The sequence below is a fragment of the Burkholderia sp. 8Y genome (assembly GCF_902506145.1).
Lineage (GTDB): Bacteria > Pseudomonadota > Gammaproteobacteria > Burkholderiales > Burkholderiaceae > Caballeronia.
This window is the reverse complement of sequence record NZ_LR733519.1, coordinates 476,829-492,804: the sequence shown is the minus strand read 5'-3', so window position 1 is coordinate 492,804 and position 15,976 is coordinate 476,829. Positions and strand designations below refer to the sequence as shown.

At 62.3% G+C, this 15,976-nt stretch carries 13 protein-coding genes; 8 read left to right on the top strand and 5 right to left on the bottom strand.

All coding sequences use genetic code 11. The features are described from left to right. The first annotated feature begins 486 nt into the window (after positions 1-486). Together GV035_RS02165 and GV035_RS02160 are read left to right on the top strand one after the other, a co-directional pair. The gene (locus GV035_RS02165; protein WP_159832952.1) at positions 487-1,497 is read left to right on the top strand and encodes an IS110 family transposase; all 1,011 of its coding nucleotides are present in this window, start codon (positions 487-489) and stop codon (positions 1,495-1,497) included. Between the two features lie 325 nt (positions 1,498-1,822). Then, positions 1,823-2,047 carry a hypothetical protein gene (locus GV035_RS02160; RefSeq protein ID WP_159832950.1) on the top strand — a complete coding sequence of 75 codons (225 nt, stop codon included), beginning with the start codon at positions 1,823-1,825 and terminating at the stop codon, positions 2,045-2,047. Between the two features lie 104 nt (positions 2,048-2,151). On the opposite strand, the gene GV035_RS02155 is transcribed toward GV035_RS02160, so the two are convergent. Beyond that, complete coding sequence (locus GV035_RS02155; RefSeq protein WP_159832948.1) at positions 2,152-2,361, bottom strand: hypothetical protein; 210 nt, start codon at positions 2,359-2,361, stop codon at positions 2,152-2,154. 336 nt (positions 2,362-2,697) lie between these two features. Here GV035_RS02155 and GV035_RS02150 point away from each other — a divergent pair, with 336 nt between their 5' ends. Beyond that, complete coding sequence (locus GV035_RS02150) at positions 2,698-3,657, top strand: chemotaxis protein (protein WP_159832946.1); 960 nt, start codon at positions 2,698-2,700, stop codon at positions 3,655-3,657. Continuing rightward, on the top strand, positions 3,654-3,968 hold the full coding sequence (locus GV035_RS02145; RefSeq protein ID WP_159832944.1) for a hypothetical protein: 315 nt from the start codon (positions 3,654-3,656) through the stop codon (positions 3,966-3,968). Before GV035_RS02150 ends, GV035_RS02145 begins: the two co-directional genes overlap by 4 nt. Positions 3,969-4,294: 326 nt before the next feature. Here GV035_RS02145 and GV035_RS02140 read toward each other — a convergent pair whose 3' ends face one another. Next, a complete protein-coding gene (locus tag GV035_RS02140) occupies positions 4,295-4,654 on the bottom strand; it encodes a BON domain-containing protein (RefSeq protein ID WP_159832942.1) in 360 nt (119 codons plus the stop codon). 802 nt (positions 4,655-5,456) lie between these two features. On the opposite strand from GV035_RS02140, the gene GV035_RS02135 reads away from it, so the two are divergent. From GV035_RS02135 to GV035_RS02125, 3 genes are all read left to right on the top strand, one after another. Next, a complete protein-coding gene (locus tag GV035_RS02135) occupies positions 5,457-7,259 on the top strand; it encodes an acyl-CoA dehydrogenase family protein (protein ID WP_159832940.1) in 1,803 nt (600 codons plus the stop codon). Positions 7,260-7,556: 297 nt separating this feature from the next. Then, positions 7,557-9,254 (top strand): sulfatase-like hydrolase/transferase, encoded by a 1,698-nt coding sequence (locus tag GV035_RS02130; RefSeq protein ID WP_159832938.1) that lies wholly within the window; start codon positions 7,557-7,559, stop codon positions 9,252-9,254. 55 nt (positions 9,255-9,309) lie between these two features. After that, a complete protein-coding gene (locus GV035_RS02125; protein WP_159832936.1) occupies positions 9,310-10,443 on the top strand; it encodes a formylglycine-generating enzyme family protein in 1,134 nt (377 codons plus the stop codon). A 330-nt stretch (positions 10,444-10,773) separates the two neighbouring features. Here the strand turns inward: GV035_RS02125 and GV035_RS02120 are convergent, their stop codons facing one another. The 3 genes from GV035_RS02120 to GV035_RS02110 form a co-directional block, all read right to left on the bottom strand. After that, the gene (locus GV035_RS02120) at positions 10,774-11,061 is read right to left on the bottom strand and encodes a hypothetical protein (protein ID WP_159832934.1); all 288 of its coding nucleotides are present in this window, start codon (positions 11,059-11,061) and stop codon (positions 10,774-10,776) included. 55 nt (positions 11,062-11,116) lie between these two features. Beyond that, positions 11,117-12,823, bottom strand: coding sequence for an AMP-binding protein (locus tag GV035_RS02115; RefSeq protein WP_159832932.1), 1,707 nt, complete (start codon positions 12,821-12,823; stop codon positions 11,117-11,119). A gap of 447 nt (positions 12,824-13,270) precedes the next feature. Beyond that, positions 13,271-14,107: an alpha/beta fold hydrolase gene (locus tag GV035_RS02110; RefSeq protein ID WP_159832930.1), complete on the bottom strand. Its 837-nt coding sequence runs from the start codon at positions 14,105-14,107 to the stop codon at positions 13,271-13,273. A gap of 474 nt (positions 14,108-14,581) precedes the next feature. On the opposite strand from GV035_RS02110, the gene GV035_RS02105 reads away from it, so the two are divergent. After that, on the top strand, positions 14,582-15,955 hold the full coding sequence (locus GV035_RS02105; protein WP_159832928.1) for a hypothetical protein: 1,374 nt from the start codon (positions 14,582-14,584) through the stop codon (positions 15,953-15,955). The last annotated feature ends 21 nt before the right edge of the window (positions 15,956-15,976 follow it).

The following is a 15,976-nucleotide window of genomic DNA, read 5'->3' as shown; positions in this document are numbered from 1 at the left end:
GTCGCGCAGTTGTGTGCGTCAAGCTGTGCAGAAACCGGATGCCAGTGGTTTCAGTTGATCCTTCTGTGCGACGTTCGGTGCGAAGGGCGTAGCCCGCAGCGCCGAACGCCGCACGCCGCTATGCAGCAGCGCGNGAACTCACGCAACAGGACCTGGAGGCAACGATGATGGCGTTACACGAACGAAAGCGCGGCGCACAGCCATCCAAGAACCGCTCAGCGGTCAGCAAACGATGAAGTCCATGCACCTGCGCCCTGCCCGTTCAACCGTGCGTCTTCAACACTACGTGAGGGTAAAACCCAAGGACAGATACGACATCTGTATTTAGCCCGCACCCCGACATTTAAATCTGGCCATGACATACATGTGAAAGCTTTTTAGATGGAATGGTCGCCTCCCGCCTTAACGGTCATCCGTCGCCGCAGCTCGGTTGACTGAAGCGTGCGACATTGCTGGTTCGGCATGTACGCCGCAAAGGAGAACCAGATGGAACCCTCGACCATTGCCATCGATCTGGCCAAGCGCGTATTCCAGATTCACTACGTCGATCCTCAGACCGGCGCGATTCACAGCAAGTCGCTCAAACGGGCGCAACTCGTGCCGTTCTTTGCGAACCGGCCGGCTTGCCGCGTCGTCATGGAAGCTTGCGGCAGCGCTCATCATTGGGCCCGAACTCTGGCGCGACTCGGCCATGACGTGTGGCTTATAGCGGCCCAGTTCGTGCGGCCGTTTGTGAAATCGAACAAGAACGACGCGGCTGATGCCGCCGCAATCTGGGAAGCCGCGCAGCGCCCTGGCATGCGTTTCGTCGCAGTCAAGACCGAAGATCAGCAGGCCATGCTTGCGCTGCACCGGATCCGGCAGCAACTAGTCCGGATTCGCGTCATGCAGATCAATCAGCTTCGCGGATTGCTCTACGAATTCGGCATCGTACTGCCGCAAGGGCGTCGCCCATCGATTGAGGCTGCAAAAGCAGCTCTAGCGTCATTAGCTGACCCGCTTCCGGTCATGCTGACGGACAGTCTGCAAGATCAACTCTCGCGACTTCGCACGCTTGACGAGCAGATCGAGCTGCTCGAACGTCGCATTCAAGAATGGCGGCGCAACGACGAGGCATGTCGCCGTATCTCCGAAATTCCCGGCGTCGGCGTTCTTACAGCGACGGCGGCGGTATCGGTAATCGGACAGGCGACGTCGTTCCGCTCCGGGCGCGAGTTCGCTGCTTATCTCGGTTTAGTGCCGCGACAGAATAGCTCCGGAGGCAAACCGAAGCTTGGAGGCATCAGCAAACGCGGTGACGTCTACTTGCGAACGCTGCTGATTCACGGCTCTCGAGCGGTGATTTCAAGCTCCAAGCATTTGCCCGAGCGATTGCGTCTGATGTTGACCCGACGCCCGACGAACGTCGTTGCTGTTGCTCTCGCCAACAAGATGGCACGAACGATTTGGGCGTTGCTTGCATATGGACGAACGTACCAAGCCCCAGCTATGCCGTAACCCAACCACGTAGCTTCGAACCCATCCACGGTTGCACAGGTTGGTTGAACGATGGCAAGACAGGTTGGACCGTGCGAAGGCAAACCTGAGAACATCAAGTCCGCTTTTTAGATTAGGACCTTTGCGGCGAAATCCATCGGGGCCGGCGGGCACGCCCGCGATCGAGTCCGGATATAAGTCCGCAACCACCCTCCTCGCCACGCACAATTGCCTTGCAAATGGGAGGCGACCATATAAGTAATGTCCGGTTTTAGCTCATCAGAAATGTCCGGTTTTGCCCTTCGAGGCGCACGCTGGTGAAGATGGCGTCTGCAAGGGGCTCATCATGAACGAGCGTGGTTTCATCACGGCGACTATGCACGAACTGGACCGACTCAAGGTGATCGAGGCCGTTGCAGAGCGCGACTCAAGCCTTTGGCGGCCGCCGCGTCATCTCTGCAAACGCAGGCTAACGAACTCGCAACCGCCGTTCGTCTGTTTCCCGCAGCGCGACGCGCAGATAAGCCTTCTTCGCATCGGCGACGCTGCAACGCCCTGCACCGAGGCTTGAACTGGTCGGAAGTTCTAAAGATTCCGCACACGCTGCCGACATCGAAAACACAGGGTCAGCAAAGCCGCTTCCCACAGCCAAAACAATATTCGAGGTGCGCGATGTCACGGATTCTCCGCATTCTTTGCAGCATCGGTGGCCAACTGGTGCCGCAGGTCAGACTGATCCCTGTCTCGGCCGAGGAAGCACGACGGCGAGCCGCCGTCCGTGGCGTTCGGATCTAGCGGATCGGCGACGAACGCACGGCCTTTTAGGCCAGCAACCGTGCCGTCGCGGGTTGAGACAGTCTGCGGCCGCTGCATCACCTCGTTCACTCCACGCCAATGACGTCGCAAGCACCGTTGCCCCGTTTCGACAACAGACGAACAAGCTAACAAGCGCAACGTCACGTTGCCTCCCCGGCGAGCGCCGTCGCTTTCAGGAAACGGCCTCACCGGCAGTTGGCGGCAACCTTGCCGACTGCCGATTCCGTGGCCCTGCCTGCCCCGAGGGCGTCCTGCAATCGCCTGCTAATCAAGTTTCCCGCAGCAAGCCAGACCTGACGTTCAGCGGCAATGCTCCTGCCCAGCGTTAACCACCATCAACAAGTGCAAGCAATTGCCGATAAAGCAGTACTTAGAAGACTTTTTCCGATCACAGAGGCGCAGGGCATGACCAACAACGACCACGATATCGAGCAGCGAGTAAGGCTTGCCGGCAACAATATGTTCGAGCTGCTGCTCTTTCGCTTGGGCAGCGCACCGCGAACGGGCGAACGCGAACTTTATGGCATCAACGTGTTCAAGGTCCGGGAGATCGTCGAGATGCCGACGTTGACGGAGCTCGCCGGGTCATCGGACAAGGTTCTCGGAGTAGTCGATGTACGAGGCGAAATCATCCCCGTCATCGATCTGGCCGCAGTCACCGGCTGTATTTCCCGTGGCAAAAGCAGAATCCTCCTCGTGACCGAGTTCGCGCGTACGACGCAAGGCTTCGCCGTCGAGGAGGTCGATGACATCGTTCGCCTCGACTGGAGCCGTGTTCTCTCGGCGGAAGGTCATTCCACCGGACGCGCAGTGACGAGCATCGCGCGGCTCGATGCGCATGCCGGCGGACGACTCGCTCAGGTGCTCGACGTCGAACAGATTCTGCGCGACGTCCTGCCTTCGAGCGAACCGGAGATCACCGTGGATGCCACAGGACCGCTCGTGCTTCCGCGCGGCGCGAAGGTGCTGGCCGCCGATGACTCGGGCGTCGCGCGCGCGCTGATCGAGGAGAGCCTGAATGCGATGGGCGTCCCGTACATCATGGCGAAGACCGGGAAAGAAGCGTGGGAGGTGCTCGAACGCGCCGGTCAGAAGGCCACTCAGGCGGGTCGCAAAGTCACCGACGACATCGCGCTGGTGCTCACCGATGTCGAAATGCCCGAGATGGACGGCTTCACGCTCACGCGAAAGATCAAGGCAGCCGCCGATCTGCAGTCGATCCCGGTCGTCATCCACTCGTCGCTGTCCGGCTCGGCGAATGAACAGCACGTGCGAAAGGTCGGTGCGAACGCGTACGTGGCCAAATTCGTTGCGTCGGAACTCGCGGAGGTGATGCGCAACGCCATGGCAGGGTCTGCGGCATGAAACAGTCATCGGAAGGCAAGGCACAGCGGCGATTCCCCTACGGCATTGGCAGCAGCGCAGTATGGCAACTAGACGCAGCCAGGAAGCTAACCTTGTTTGTCGTGGATGCATCGATGCCGCTGTACAACGTCGTCATAGGCGAACTCCGCTTTTTCGCGACCACTGACCAGGTGATGGCCTATGTGGAACGGCTCGAAGCCGCACCCGACGAACCGGCTCGCCGTCCGACATGGACGTGGGTGTTCGAGACTGGCTTCGAGAAGTCGGTCGACGGATCGCCGAACAAGAGATGGCGCCTACAGGAAGCTTGACGTTTTGCGGTCGATGCGCCCACCGGCGCTTGGCGAGCGCCAGCGTGGCCTAGCAGATGCATCGCGTAGGCAGGGGCAAGAAGGACCGCTTGCCGCCTGTGGCCGGGTCCGGCGCGCGAGGCGTCGTATGGCGCGTTACCGCAGTCGACCGCGAACGGCTCCCGCGCCATACATTCGAACTACACGATGCCGGCTTCGCGCGCAACGATACGAACGCCGGTCCGACAACGACCGAGCCCGCCTCGGCCCACCGCTAAGCGATCCCGGCATTCACTTCAGTCACGCTTCGCCGAACCGCTCTGGCCGTGGCAGGCAGGCGCGCTTCTCTACTCGCTGCCCATCGGCCCCTGAATCGTGAGGCTGTTCCTGACCGAGGCCACGCCTGCAGTATTCGACGCAGCCCGCGTTGCGAGGTCCACTTCGGACTGGTCCGGGACGGAACCTTGCAGCATCACGACGCCGTTCTTCGCTCGCACGGTGATGCGCGCGGTATTCAGCCCCTTCGTGTGACTAAGCGAGCGGATCACGTCCTTGCGCAGCGCGCGATCAGCGGACTTGTCCTGCTGGCGAGGTGCGGCGACCGCGTTGGCGCTGGCCGAAGCGTCGCTTGCGGCTTGCGCGTGCGCGAAGGCGGCGGCGCCGCACAGGGCTGAGACAAGAAGGTACGTCTTCAATCGGTTCAACATATTTCCCCTTGTAATTGCCGCGCGGACCGAGTCGCACGCCGGCGAGCGTTTTCGAATTCCGACTGACTTCATCGCGCAAGGGCGTTGGACCGGCATAGTTCGAGATGCGAAACGATACGCGACCGAACGCCGGCGTGGATCTACGCGAGCCTTTTGCATCGCAAGCCTAAGCGCATGGCGAATGCCTCGCCCCCCTCGTGAGTAGGGGGCGCGGCGGTCGATCTCACGACTTCTTCTTCCGATAGGGAGGGACACGAAGCCTGACGCTCAACGCGATTCCGTTGCAGATGGCTCGCCCCTCGTGTGTACAAGGCGACGCTCAGTCTCATGACTTCTCCCTCCGATAGTGAGGGATGCCCCCGAGCGACGCGGTTCGATAACCGTCGAACACCGCGCCAAATGAGCGAATCCATCGTCTGACGAACATTCGTACAGCGAACTGATCGCGACGCCCGCGTTCGCCGCCACACGCCCTTCCGCGGCGTCTTTTGAACACCCGGCGGTCGTTTCACGCCGACCACGCAGTCGTGCTCGCGCGACGCGCCTGAAGGATCCGTTCGATGCATTCGCTTCCTCCGGATGATGGCGGCCGTGCCAGCACGAACCAGCCGGCGACACGTTCGTTGCGACTATAGACAGTCAGCCGGGCGCGTTCACCCCTCGTTTGGAGGGGCGGCAGCGCCGTTCCGATCCGTCAGCATGCCAGTCACAACCGGCACGGCCACGAAGGCGTCATTCGTCTCCACGGCGATCCGCTCTCGATGCAGGCGCCGTCATGCACTCAGATCCATCAGGAAGAATAATGACCTATACCTCGCCCATCCGCGACATGATGTTTGTGATGACCGAACTGTCCGGGCTCGACGCGATCACCGCTTTGCCGGGATGCGCCGATGCGACGCGGGATACCGCGCAGGCCATTCTGGACGAAAGCGCGAGACTCTGCGGCGAAGTGCTTGCGCCGCTGAACGCAGCGGGCGACCGTCAGCCGCCGGTGTGGCGCGACGGCGCGGTGAGCGCGTCGCCGGGCTTCGGCAAGGCATTCGCCCAGTTCGTCGAAGGCGGGTGGCAAGGACTCATGCATCCGGCCGAATTCGGCGGTCAGGGTCTGCCGAAGCTCCTCGCCGCGCCGTGCCTCGAAATGCTGATGGCGGCCAACCTGTCGTTCGGCACGTGCCCGTCGCTTACCGATGGCGCCATCGAAGCCCTGCTGCTCGCGGGCTCCGACGAGCAAAAGGCGCGCTATCTGCCGAAGCTGATCAGCGGCGAGTGGACCGGCACAATGAATCTGACGGAGCCGCAAGCCGGCTCCGATCTCGCCCTGCTGCGCGCCCGTGCCGAACCGGCGGAAGACGGCTCATATCGGGTCTTCGGCACGAAGATCTTCATCACGTGGGGCGAGCACGACATGGCGTCGAATATCGTGCACCTCGTGCTCGCGCGCACGCCGGACGCGCCCGAGGGCATCAAGGGCATCTCGCTCTTTCTCGTGCCGAAGTTCCTGCCGCACGCGGACGGCTCGCTCGGCGCGCGCAACGACGTGCAGTGCGTGTCGATCGAACACAAGCTCGGCATCCGGGCCAGTCCGACGGCGGTACTGCAATTCGGCGATCGCGGCGGTGCGACGGGCTTTTTGATCGGCGAGAAGAATCGCGGCCTCGAAACCATGTTCGTGATGATGAACGCCGCGCGCTTCGCCGTGGGCCTGCAGGGCATCGGCGTGGCGGATCGCGCGTACCAGAAGGCCGCCGCGTATGCGAAGGAACGCGTGCAAAGCCGCCCGGTGGACGGCTCGTCGGAGCGCGCGGTGCCCATCATCCGCCACCCGGACGTGAAGCGCATGCTCGCCACCATGCGCGCGCTGACGGAAGGCGCGCGCGCCGTCGCCTACGCCGCGGCGTCGCATCACGACCTCGCGCAACATCATCCCGATAACGCCGTGCGCGCCGAGCATCGCGCGGTCTACGAGTATCTGGTGCCGATCGTCAAGGGCTGGAGTACGGAGCTGTCCGTGGAAGTGGCGAGCATCGGCGTTCAAGTGCATGGCGGCATGGGTTTCATCGAAGAGACGGGGGCCGCGCAGTACTATCGCGACGCACGCATTTTGCCGATCTACGAAGGCACCACGGCTATCCAGGCGAACGATCTGCTCGGCCGCAAGACACTGCGCGATCGCGGCGCGGTGGCAACGCAGATGCTTGCGCGCATCGGCGAGACGCTCGCGGAACTGCGCGCGCATCCCGCGTTCGGAACGCGCCCGGCGTTCGCGGCGATGCACCGCCAACTCGATGCAGGCCGCGCGGCGCTCGCGCGTGCCATCGACTTCGTCCTGACCCACGCCGAGTCCGATCCGAACGCGGCGTACGCGGGCAGCGTGCCGTATCTGCTGCTGTCGGGCGTCGTGCTGTGCGGCTGGCAAATGGCGCGCGCGCTCATCGCCGCATCCGCGATCGAAGCGCGCGATCCGCTCTTCTACGGCGCGAAAATCGCGACGGCGCAGTTCTACGCGACGCATATCCTGCCGCGTGCGCTGACGCTCGAAGTCGCCATTCTCAGCGCACGAGGCGACGACGGCGTGCTCGCGCTGCACGACGAACAGTTCTGATCGAGGGCGCGCGTCGGCGGCTGTCGCGAGCGGATCAATGGTGTTGCCGTTATCTCTCGCCTGCTGATGCCGCGAATGCGGCGCGAAGTCGGAACGCCCGCGCCGCCCCCCTTTTTCGAGGGGGCGGCTCATTCGGCCTCCGTTGCTATCTTCGCACTGTGCCGCACGGTCGGACGGCTGCGCTCATCGATCGATGTCAGCCACGCGCGTTTCGCGACGTGCCCCGCCGGCATCGGTGGGCGTTGGTCACGCAGTGATTCGGCACTGATCGGCACGCAAACCACAATTGGAGACAGCATGAAACGCTTTATCCCGGCTCTGCTGCTGGCCGCGTCGGCGGGCGTCATCGCGGCGAGCCCGACGGTCGCAGCGACGTCGCAACCGTCCGCGGCGCCGACCCAGCCGCTTGCGGCGTCGACCATCACGCAGCCCACGCGCGTTGGCAACCTCCCCGGCTACGACCAGCCGAACCAGTATCTCGCGCGCCGCGCCACGAAGATCGCGGACAACATGGAGCCCGTGATCGAGCACGCCGACCAGGCGGACCAAGCGGCGCAAAAACTCGCGGCATTGCGCAGCAAGACCGGCAAGCGGCCGAACATCCTCGTTTTCCTGCTCGACGACGTCGGCTACAGCGACTTCGGCTTCAACGGCGGCGGCGACGCCGTCGGCAATGCGACGCCCGACGTCGACCGGATCGCGAAGCAAAGCCTGGTTCTCAGTTCGGCGTATTCGCAGCCGAGCTGCTCGCCCACGCGCGCCACCATCATGACCGGCCAGAACATGGCGCACCACGGCATCCAGGTTCCGCCGATGTATGGCCAGGCCGGCGGCCTCGCGGGACTGACGACGCTGCCCGAACTGCTTTCGCGCGCGGGCTATACGACGCAGGCGGTCGGCAAGTGGCATATGGGCGAGAACGAGGGCTCGCAGCCGCAAAACGTCGGCTTCGACGACTTTCGCGGCTTTCTCTCGGTCTCCGACATGTACACCGAATGGCGCGATCCCGAGTACAACCCCGAAGTCGCGCTCAGCCCGGAACGGTATCGCTATATCCTGAATCTGCCGTTCAATAAGAGCGACGTCCATGCGGTCAAGGGCGGCAAGATCGAAAGTCTTTACGAGATCAACACGGACACGATCAAGGATCTCGATCAAAAATGGCTGGACTACACGGTCGGGTTCCTCGACCGGCAGAAAGACGCCGCGAAGCCCTTCTTTCTCTATTACGCGCCGCGCGCCTGTCACTTCGACAACTATCCGAACGACTACTATCGCGGCCGTTCGGCGGCGCGCACGAACTATGGCGATTGCATCGTCGAGGTCAACGACATCTTCAAGAAGGTGATCGACACCCTGCAAGCGAACGGCGAGCTGGATAACACCATCATTTTCTTCGCTTCGGACAACGGGCCCGAGCAGGAAGTGCAGCCCGCCGGACGCACGATGTTCCGCGGCGGCAAGGGTTCGACGTGGGAAGGCGGCGTGCGCTCGCCGTTCTTCGTCTACTGGAAGGGCATGATCGAGCCGCGCCGCTCGGACGGCCTGTTCGATTTCGCCGACATCTTCAACACGTCGGTCGCGCTCGCCGGCCAGCCGGGCGCCGCTGTGTCGAAGCTCGTGCCGGCAACCAGCTATATCGACGGCATCGATCAGACGTCTTTCCTGCTGTCGGACAACGGCGTGTCGAACCGGCGCAGTATCTTCTACTTCTGGAACGACGAACTCTCGGCCGTGCGCGTCGACGAATTCAAGCTGATGCAAAAGGTTCAGGTCGCGGATTCGGTCACGCGGCAAGGGTACAACGGCGGCTTCTCTGGCACGCTCCAGTCGGCGTGGACCGCGTTCGTCTTCAATCTGTACAGTGACCCGAAAGAGGACGAGTCCGTCGCGATTCGTCACATTCCGGTTTCCGTGCCGCTCGTCGGGGAAATGCAGCGGTATCGCGAAGTCCTGAAGAAATATCCGCCACGTCACCAGATCTCCCTGAAGTAAGTTCTTGCGCCCGCTTTCGTCGTGAAGGCGGGTGCAACGCATTTAGAGACCCGACATGAAGTTCACCATTCGACAACGGCGCCTCGCGGGCGCCGTCGCGCTTGCCCTCGCGCTGGCGGGCTCCGCGTTCGCTTTTAGCGCATACCGACCGCGCGAACCGGTTGCGCTGACCGTCGGCGACGGCCGCAGCGGCCCGCAAGACATGGTGTGGATACCGGGCGGCAAGTTCACGATGGGCAGCGCGCATCGCCATGCCTTGCCCAACGAAGGCCCGGCGCATGCCGTCAGCCTGAGCGGATACTGGATCGACCGCCACGACGTCACCAACGCCGACTTCGCGCGCTTCGTCGCTGCAACGGGCTACGTCACCACGGCGGAGCGCAAGCCTCGCTGGGAAGACCTGCAAGCGCAGTTGCCGCCGGGCACGCCGCGTCCGCCCGACAGCACGCTGGTGCCGGGCGCGCTCGTCTTCACGGGCACCGACGCGCCCGTGCCGCTCAACGATTACACGCGCTGGTGGAAGTTCGTGCCCGGCGCGAACTGGCAGCATCCGATGGGGCCTGCCAGCAGCATCGTCGGTAAGGAGAAGCATCCGGTGGTGCAGGTGTCGTACGAGGATGCGCTCGCCTATGCGCGCTGGGCCCACAAACGCTTGCCGAGCGAAGCCGAATGGGAATACGCCGCGCGCGGCGGTCTGCAGCAGGCGGATTACGCGTGGGGCGCCGAGTTCGCGCCCGGTGGCCGGCAGATGGCCAACACCTGGGATGACGGCGCGCATGCCTTTCCCGTCAACGCGGCGGATGCCCGCGAGAAGGTGCAGGTCGGCACGTCGCCGGTCGGCAGCTTCCCGGCGAACGGCTACGGCCTCTTCGACATGGCGGGCAACGTCTGGCAATGGGTCGCGGACTGGTATCGCGCGGACGCGTTTCGCATCGAAGCGGCTGGCGGCGATGTCGTGAGCAATCCGGCCGGACCGTCGGAGAGCTTCGATCCCGAGAACGGCCCCACCGCCTACGCGCCCGAACGCGTGACGCGCGGCGGGTCGTTTCTGTGCAGCGAAACGTATTGCCAGAGCTACCGCGTGAGCGCGCGGCGCGGCACCGATCCGATGAACGGCATGTCGCACCTGGGCTTTCGTCTCGCGATGGACGAAAGCGAGTGGAAGCGCGAACAGAACGCAAGCCGTTGATCGCGGCGCGCCGGGACACCCCGGCGCAACACGGATCACTGTGCGCGCGTCGTATCGCATTCGACGCGCGGCGCAATGGTTCTGCGCAGGCTCGCGCAGTTCAGCGGGAAGTGGGACAAGCGATTAAAGGGGCGGCAAGCCGCTTCGACTTCGTGCGGGACACCACGTCCGAGCGGCGGGGCTCGATCATGCCTTTCCACTAAACGAAGGACGGCGAGCGCACGCCGCCTCCCGATTTGGAGCCCATGCCGCCTCGGAACTTCGTGCGTCCGGCGGGCTGCACTTCCTGCTCGAAGACGTTGTCCGAAGCGAAGAAAAAGGTTCGGAGCATCACGATGTCAACTCTTGTCTGATGCTGCTCGGCCGCCATGGCGTGCCGGCGTTGGTCAGCGCGCTGCAGCCGCTCGCGCTCATACACGGCGCGCTGCTGATAATGAACACCCGCTCGATTTGAGGCTCGCCGCCACGCAGGACTTGGCGGACTTCTGCGCGGAGCATCAGGTCGTGCCGGACTGCGAGAGGGCGAACGTCGGCGAGATAGATACGGCGTTCGAACGGAAGCAGGCGCACGACGTGAATATCGCTTCGTATCGACATGGCGTCGATGAGCCAGAGCAAAACGCCGCACGCCCTTTTTCGAGCGCGCGGCGAGTCCAAGTGAAGCGCGACAGCTTCAGTGCTGCGCCTGCAAGGCTTCGTCTTCGAGAATGACCGCCTGCCCCAGTTCGGCCCAAGCGCGCGCCGCCGTCAGATAACGCTCTTCGATGCTGCCGCGCCGGATTTTCATCGTCGGCGTGAGAAAGCCGCTTTCGATCCGCCACGAATCCTTCACCACCACGATAAAGCCCAGCTTTTCGTGTTCTTCGAGCGTGGCGTTGACCTCCTCCAGCAGCGTGCGCAGCTCCGCGCGCAACGCTTCGCGCGTCTCGGCCGTATCGAGGTCGCTTTGCGCCGCCGCCGACAGCATCATCAGCGCGAACGGTTGCGTGAACGCCGGTCCCGTGACGCAGACCGCTTCGACTTTCGGATGACTCAGCCTGTTCTCGATCGGCGCAGGCGCCACGTATTTGCCCTTGCTCGTCTTGAAGATTTCCTTGACGCGACCCGTGATCTTCAGCCGGCCGATTTCATCGAGTTCGCCGCGATCGCCGGTCCTGAAGAAGCCGTCTTCCGTCAGGCTATCGTCGGTCAGTTCGGGCTGGCAATAGTAGCCGAGCATCATCGTGGGCGACTTCAGCAGAATCTCGCCGTTCTCGGCGATCCTGCATTCGACGCCCGGCATCGCCTGGCCCGAATAGCCGAGGCGCACGAGCCCCGGACGGCTGTAGTGCGAATACGAGAAGTTCTCGGTCATGCCGTACACGTCCAGCAATTCCAGTCCGAGCGCGCGATACCAGTTCGTGATCTGCTCAGGCAGCGGCGCGGAGCCGGTGAACGCAATCCGCGTCGAGTCGAGCCCGAGCATGGTCAAAATCTGGCGCTTGAGCGGGCCGGCTTCCGGCGCGTCCGTATGGAGCAAGGCCTGCTGCTCGTCCGCCAGCTTCGCGCAGATGCCCTGATAGAACTTCGTCCACAGGCGCGGCATCGAGATAAACACCGTGGGCCGTGCTCGCAGCAGGTCCTGCACGAACGTGGCGAGGCTGTCGTTGAAAAAGACATGAAAACCGTGGCACAGCGAATTCGCTTCGACGAACGAACGCTCCGCCGTATGCGCGAGCGGCAGATAGGAGAGCACTCGGTCGGCCGGCGTGAAATCGCAAAACGCGCCGGACTCCGTCGCGTACGCAAAGATGGTGCCGAAGCTGTGCATCACGCCCTTCGGACGGCCGGTGCTGCCCGACGTGTAGATGATCGTCGCGAGCGCGTCGGGCGACGGCAGATGCACCTCTTCGAGCGGTGCGGCGCCAGCAACGATATCGCTCCACGGTGACGCATCGGGCGTTTGCGGCGACATCGGCAGGCCGACGAGCCGCGCGTTTGGCGGCATTACCTTGCGAATCTCGTCCCACGCATCGGTCTTGCCGTCGAGCTTGCCGGCCAACACGACGCGCACATTGCAATGCTCGAAGACGTACTTCGCGGTATCGGCGCTGATGGTGGGATAAAGCGGCACGGACACATGCCCGGCGAACCAGATGGCGAGGTCCGCGATGATCCAGTGCGCGCTGTTCTTCCCGACGATGGAAATGGCGCTGCCCGGCGGCAACTGCAACGATTCCAGCCAGCCGGCCATGCGCCGCGCCTCGTCCCCGACCTGCCTCCACGTGTAATCGACGACGCGGCCGTCCGGCGTCGGTTCGGTCAGATACACCGCGTCGGGTTGCGCATGCTCCCAGTGCAGAAAGCGATGAACCAAGGTTCCCGAATTCGTACCGCTCATGAATGTCTCCATTATTTTTGGCCGGTGTCGCCGCGTCCGGCATCGTGGCGCTCGCCGCGGGCGCGGTGTGTGCCGCGCGTGCGGTAAGGCTTAAGCGTGACGCCCGCTCGCCTCAACGGGTGCCACCGTCAAGGGCGGCGGGTTCGTGAAGCGATCCGCGCGGCTTGCTGCCCTTTGCGGTGCGCCGCCGTCGAACGCGAACTAGCACAACGATACGCCGATACCGCCCTCTGTCGCCCACCCGTAAATAGGGGGTGACGCGGCATCGGCGTTTGAATGGGACAAGAGCTTGCGCGGGAGCCGGCGGCCGGGAGTTTGTCAACCCGCATTTGACTTGATTCTATTCCGGCGACGCTTGCGCTCGAAAAATCGAGGAGGGAAGAAACCTTAGACGTGCTTGCAATCGAGAGACGCCCGGGCCGCTCACGCGGGCCCGGTGTCGGTCGCTTACGACTGGATGAACGCCAGAAGATCAGCGTTGAGGGTGTCGGCGTTGACGGTCAACATGCCATGCGAAAAACCGGGATACGTCTTCAGCGTGCCGTTCTTGAGCAGCTTGACCGACTTCAGCGCCGCATCGGCGATCGGCACGATCTGGTCGTCTTCGCCGTGCAGCACGAGCGTCGGCACCGAAATCGCGCGCAAGTCTTCCGTCTGGTCCGTCTCGGAGAACGCCTTGATGCCGTCGTAATGCGCCTTTGCGCTGCCCATCATGCCCTGACGCCACCAGTTCTGGATCACGCCCTGATGCACGGTCGCGCCCGAACGGTTGAAGCCGTAGAACGGCCCCGCCGGCACGTCGACGAAGAATTGCGCGCGATTGTCGGCGAGCGCCTTGCGAAAGCCGTCGAACACGTCGAGCGGCAGGCCTTCCGGATTCGCCTCAGTCTTGAGCATGAGCGGCGGGACGGCGCTGACGAGCACGGCCTTGGCCACGCGCCCCGCGGGTTCGCCGTGTTTCGCGACGTAACGTGCGACTTCGCCGCCGCCGGTCGAATGGCCGATGTGCACCGCATTGCGCAGATCGAGCGCCTCGACCACGGCGAAGGCATCTGCCGCGTAGTGATCCATGTCGTGCCCGTCCGATACCTGCGTCGAGCGGCCATGACCGCGCCGGTCATGCGCGATCACGCGAAAGCCCTTCTGCACGAAAAACAGCATCTGCCCGTCCCAGTCGTCGGAAGACAACGGCCAGCCGTGATGGAAGACGATCGGCTGCGCGTCCTTCGGGCCCCAGTCCTTGTAGAAGATTTCGACGTTGTCTTTCGTTGTGACGTACGGCATGGTCATTTCCTCTTCGAGTTTTAGAGCATTAGCCGGCGAACATTTTCCGGCGCCAATGTGACAGCCGCCATCTTGAATGGCGGCGGGTACGACCAAGTGCGCGGAGCGATGGCAGGAGATTACGGACGCCGGCATCGGGACGGAAGAGCGGCGTGTGCAATGCATTGTTGCATCGGTGCGATGCTCGCTGCAACGAACACGAGCCGATACCAAAGTTGGGGATTGGCAAGGGTTCAGCGGGATTTCATGCCAGCCCGACGCGCCGTCATGCGCGCCTTCGGATCGAAGGCCGACAGCCTCGCGATGCCGTCGGCGCCATTTCAATTGATAAGACATTTCCTTGACGTTTATCAGAAACGAACGTTCGTTTTAGTTCTAACCTGAAGGTGTGTGAAGCGAATGTCACACGTTTAGGAGACCGAAACGCTTGTTCAGATTTCACTCTTCTCTGTCTGTCAACCGATGGGAGGCAATATGAATAGCAAGGAAAACCTGAAGCAAATCGCGGCGACTGATGTATGGCTTAAGTACTATGAAGGCCCGAACTATGGCGGCAGAAACCAGGCCATTGCGCATCACGGGGACATGATCCAACTATCTAACGCCGATGGATCATGGTTGTGGCAGGCGCGTTCGAACGGCCCGCGCACGCTGACGTACAGCAATTTGAACATCGATGACCCTGCACAGAGCTATAAGAATCGCATTGAGGAATGGACCGGCAGCGAGATTCCTTTCTTCGCCGAAGAATTTCTTTTCGCGGCTCATCCGCTAAGCGCCGTGACCACTGATGAAACGGTTGTAGCGCGCGTCAAGATCTCTTTGCAGAACCTGGTGAACAACGATTCCAATGTGATCACTGTGCCGGACGCTCTTGCCGCGACGTCAACCATTCCTCAAAGCACTACGCAGTTCACCAGCGTCACCGCCGGATTGCTCACCGAAGGCACACTCGGATTCGTAGACATGACGCAGGCCGTCACGACAGACGTGACAATCCGCTTCGGGTTCTTCGACAATGCGACCGGCACTATTCAATGGACCGGCAGCGGAACTCTTTCTCTTGTTTTCGAAAATGGCTTTGTCTCCCTTGCCGGCGTCTCCGGCCTGCCGGCTGACTGGGTCATTTCCAGGCCGGTGCAGACGCCGGATGGCGCGTGGAAAATCGACATCCGCCAATTTGCTGAAGGCATGACGATGTTCTATTACCCGGAGACCTACTTTTACGGCACGACGGCCGCTCCGGGGGTGGACGGATTAAACACCCAAATCCAGTTTAACGAAGGGTACTGGAACGGCAAATCCATTCGAGTAACTAACATGAGGCTCGGTATGTTGTACTCCGGTGTCATGGCCCTTGCACAGTACAGGCCCGAGGTTTATCACCAGGTCTTCTTCACGGAACCCGAGCAGCCTGATTTGCCTTCTCTTTACGGGGAAGGCCATCCTACCGCCTTTGCATTCGTGGCTGCGGGAAATGGATACTTCGTGTTTATCGATAGCGAGATAGATGATCCCAACTATACCGATTTTTTCTCGCAGTCAACCATGACGGGAATGACGTACTTTTCCAATCGTGATACGGGCGTCATTACGGCAAGCCGAGACGGAGGCGGAGATAGTTTTTCGCCGTGCACGCTGTATTACGGACAGACTGATGCAGAAGGTTTCTATCAGAACACGGGGTCCGGATCACTTTTCATTTCCCTGAATGGGGACACCCTTGTTGTGACGGATGTTCAAGGGTTTCCCGCTGACTGGCAATTCAGTGCCCCCGTCAAGCGAGAGGACGGACACTGGACCATCACGCTCAGCAATGCGGTCAGTGCAGGCGAACGGAACAGTTGAGTTCGCATGCTCTGCCGTTAC

Bases quoted from the DNA above. Each gene is read 5' to 3' on its own strand.
- GV035_RS02165 (WP_159832952.1), top strand. From the start codon at position 487: ATGGAACCCTCGACCATTGCCATCGATCTGGCCAAGCGCGTATTCCAG.
- GV035_RS02160 (WP_159832950.1), top strand. From the start codon at position 1,823: ATGAACGAGCGTGGTTTCATCACGGCGACTATGCACGAACTGGACCGA.
- GV035_RS02150 (WP_159832946.1), top strand. From the start codon at position 2,698: ATGACCAACAACGACCACGATATCGAGCAGCGAGTAAGGCTTGCCGGC.
- GV035_RS02145 (WP_159832944.1), top strand. From the start codon at position 3,654: ATGAAACAGTCATCGGAAGGCAAGGCACAGCGGCGATTCCCCTACGGC.
- GV035_RS02140 (WP_159832942.1), bottom strand. From the start codon at position 4,654: ATGTTGAACCGATTGAAGACGTACCTTCTTGTCTCAGCCCTGTGCGGC.
- GV035_RS02135 (WP_159832940.1), top strand. From the start codon at position 5,457: ATGACCTATACCTCGCCCATCCGCGACATGATGTTTGTGATGACCGAA.
- GV035_RS02130 (WP_159832938.1), top strand. From the start codon at position 7,557: ATGAAACGCTTTATCCCGGCTCTGCTGCTGGCCGCGTCGGCGGGCGTC.
- GV035_RS02125 (WP_159832936.1), top strand. From the start codon at position 9,310: ATGAAGTTCACCATTCGACAACGGCGCCTCGCGGGCGCCGTCGCGCTT.
- GV035_RS02115 (WP_159832932.1), bottom strand. From the start codon at position 12,823: ATGAGCGGTACGAATTCGGGAACCTTGGTTCATCGCTTTCTGCACTGG.
- GV035_RS02110 (WP_159832930.1), bottom strand. From the start codon at position 14,107: ATGCCGTACGTCACAACGAAAGACAACGTCGAAATCTTCTACAAGGAC.
- GV035_RS02105 (WP_159832928.1), top strand. From the start codon at position 14,582: ATGAATAGCAAGGAAAACCTGAAGCAAATCGCGGCGACTGATGTATGG.